Here is a 3,344-nt window from a genome sequence, read left to right on the forward strand (position 1 = left end):
AGCGATAGAACTGCTGGCTCGGCGCCAGGTGATGCACGAAGAACCCCTGGTTCTCGATGTACGCCTCCCACTGCTTCGGGTTCGGCTCGCCGCGCAGATGGCTCTTGCCGTCCTTGCCGCGGTAGCCGGACAGGAAGCCGATACCCGGCTCCTTCTCGTAATTGACGATGAAGTCCTTGTAGTCCGAGAACTTGCGGCTACCGTCGTCCTTGGTGAAGGCCGGGAACTTCAGACGCCCGGCCAGCTCGACCATCACCTCCTGCCACGGGCGCACGTTGCGATCGACCTCGAGGATCGGGTGACGGATGGAGTCCGCCGCCGCGGCCGGTTCGGAGATCGGGCGGTCCAGCATGGAGATGGTGTCGTAGCGCTCCAGATAGGTCGTGTCCGGGAGCACCAGGTCGGCGAAGTTGACCGTCTCCGAGTGGAAGGCGTCCGAGACCACCAGGAACGGGATCTTGTATTCGCCGCTCTCGTCCTTGGCCCGCAGCATGTCCATGACCTCGGCGGTGTTCATCGAGGAGTTCCAGGACATGTTCGCCATGAAGAAGATCAGCGTGTCGATCGGGTAGGGGTCGCCGTTGACCGCGTTGGTCACCACCATGTGCATCAGGCCGTGGTTGGAGATCGGCGCATCCCAGGAGAAGGCCTTGTCGATGCGCAGCGGGTTGCCGTCGTCATCGATCACCAGGTCCTCCGGCGCGGTCGGGAAACCGAGCGGCGGGCTCTTCAGCGGGGTGTTCGGCGCGCATTCCTTGGCCGGCTTGTTGCCCGGCGGGACGTGCTTCGGATAAGGCGGCTTGGCCAGATGACCGCCGGGGCAGTCCACCGAACCCAGCATGATCTGCAACAGGTGGATCGCGCGGCAGGTCTGGAAGCCATTGGAGTGCGCGGAGATTCCGCGCATCGCGTGCATGGACACCGGACGGCCGAACACCTTGTCGTGCTTGCGCCCCCAGGAGTCGGTCCATTCGATGTCGAGCTCGATGGTCTCCTTGAACGCGACATGGGCCATCTCCAGCGCCAGCCGCTCGGTCTGGTCGGCCGGCACGCCGGTCACGGCGGCGGTGTTCTCCGGGGAGTACTCGTCCGACAGGTAGCGCTCCGCCAGCAGGGTCATCACGGTCTTGACCGGGCGGCCATCCGGGGCGGTGTACTCGCCGAACAGGGCCGGCTTGATGTCCACCTGGGTGCCGTCGACGAAGGCTTCCTGCTCCAGCTCCCAGACCAGCGGATTGCCGGCCTCGTCACGCAGGATCAGGCCGTCGCCCTTCTGGCCCGGGGTCTGCACCACGAGCTGGGTGGCGTTGGTGTAGCGCACCAGGAAGTCCCAGTCGAACTGGTCATTCTTCAGCAGCACGTGCAGCATCGACAGCGCGAAGAGGCCGTCCGTGCCGGGCTTGATGCCCACCCACTCGTCGGCGATCGCCTGGTAGCCGGTACGCACCGGGTTGATGGCCACGAACTTGCCACCGCTGCGCTTGAGCTTTTCCAGGCCGATCTTGATCGGGTTGGAGGCATGGTCTTCCGCCACGCCCCAGAGCATGTGGTACTTGGTGCGGTCCCAGTCGGGGTCGCCGAATTCCCAGAAGGCGAAGCCGGTGGTGTACAGGCCGCCCGTCGCCATGTTCACGGAGCAGAAGCCGCCATGGGCCGCCCAGTTGTAGGTACCGAACTGGGTCGCCCACAGTCCGGTCAGGGCCTGCATCTGGTCACGGCCGGTGAAGAACGCCAGCTTGCGCGGGTCGGTCTCGCGGATCTTCTGCAGGCGCGTGGACAGGATATCCAGGGCCTCGTCCCAGGAGATCGGCTCGAACTCGCCCGCGCCACGCTCGGTACCCGGCTTGCGGCGCATCGGCTGATGCAGACGCGCGGGGGACTGCTGCTTCATGATCCCGGCGTTACCCTTGGCACAGAGCACGCCCTTGTTGATCGGGTGGTGCCGATTGCCCTGGATATAGCGGACCTTGTTGTTCTGGACGGTAACCTTGATGCCGCAGCGGCAGGCACACATGTAGCAGGTGGTGTACTTGATTTCCTGCTCGCTGTGGTTCTCGAACTCGGGCAACGCGCTCATTCAGACGACCCCATAGATTACGGTTTGCTTATTCAGGAGCTATGTTGGCCATAAACGGGGCTTCTGGCCAACGAAAAGTTCTTATCTAGAAATAAGACGAAGTTATCTGCGAGAGATTTTGTTTATTGCCGTAGCGAATCTGGGGCATTCTTGTTGCGTTCCCGGGCAAGTGGTCTACGATGTGTATCGTGGAACATATCGCCCCCACTGGCCGTAAGGATCACCCCATGGACCAACCCCTCAGGGACGAGAACGCCCTGGTCGACGCCTTCGGACGCCGCATCGAGTATGTCCGCCTCTCGGTCACGGACCGCTGCGATCTGCGCTGCTTCTACTGCATGCCCAAGGGGTTCCGCGACTTCGAGGAGCCCGATCACTGGCTCAGCTTCGAGGAGATCGAGCGGGTGATGGGCGCGTTCGGTCGTCTCGGCACCCGTCGCGTGCGCCTGACCGGCGGCGAACCGCTGGTGCGCAAGAACCTGCCGGCCCTGGCCGCGCGCCTGAATGCCCTGCCGGGCATCGACGACATCTCGCTGTCCACCAACGCCACACGTATGGCGCGCCACGCGCAGGAACTGAAGGATGCCGGCGTCGGCCGCATCAATGTCAGCCTTGACTCGCTCAAGCCCGAGGTCTTCAAGGAGATCACCGGCGGCAAGCTGGAAAAGGTCCTGGACGGGCTAATGGCCTCCAAGGCCGCCGGGCTCGACCCGATCAAGATCAACATGGTCGTGATGGACGGCATCAACGAGCCGGAGGTCGAGGACATGGTCGACTTCTGCATCGAGCACGGCTTCACCCTGCGTTTCATTGAGACCATGCCGATGGGCGACACCGGACGCGAGGCGAAAGAGGGGCACTACGTGAATCTGCAGGACGTGCGCGCACGTCTGGAACCGCGCTACAACCTGGTGCCCGGCGTGATGCCCGGCGGCGGCCCGGCGCGCTACATGCAGATCCCGGATACCGACGTGCGCATCGGCTTCATCACCCCGATCTCGCAGCACTTCTGCGACACCTGCAACCGTGTGCGCCTGTCGGTGGACGGCACGATCTACACCTGTCTGGGCAACGACCACAGCCTGAACCTGCGCCCCTTCCTGCGCGAGGGCTGCACCGATTCCGAGCTGGAGGATCTGGTGGTCCAGGCCATCAACCTGAAGCCGGAACGCCACGAATTCTCCGAGCGTCCGGAGAAGGTGATGCGGTTCATGTCCATGACCGGGGGATAACGACTCCCGCGCTGCCCACCGGGCCCGTCATGGCG

The 3,344-nt window shown here is 63.8% G+C and carries 2 protein-coding genes; one reads left to right on the forward strand and one right to left on the reverse strand.

Annotated elements, in window-relative coordinates; genetic code table 11:
• Positions 1 to 2,077, reverse strand: a 2,077-nt coding sequence (locus ACESLR_RS11840) for a molybdopterin-dependent oxidoreductase (protein WP_373067653.1), incomplete at its 3' end; no start/stop codon positions are given.
• A 227-nt stretch (positions 2,078 to 2,304) separates the two neighbouring features.
• Here ACESLR_RS11840 and moaA point away from each other — a divergent pair.
• Entirely contained in the window at positions 2,305 to 3,309 is a 1,005-nt protein-coding gene (moaA, locus tag ACESLR_RS11845; protein WP_373067661.1) for a GTP 3',8-cyclase MoaA, read from the forward strand.
• Positions 3,310 to 3,344 lie beyond the last annotated feature (35 nt).

The organism is Thioalkalivibrio sp. (genome assembly GCF_041685615.1).
Lineage (GTDB): Bacteria > Pseudomonadota > Gammaproteobacteria > Ectothiorhodospirales > Ectothiorhodospiraceae > Thioalkalivibrio.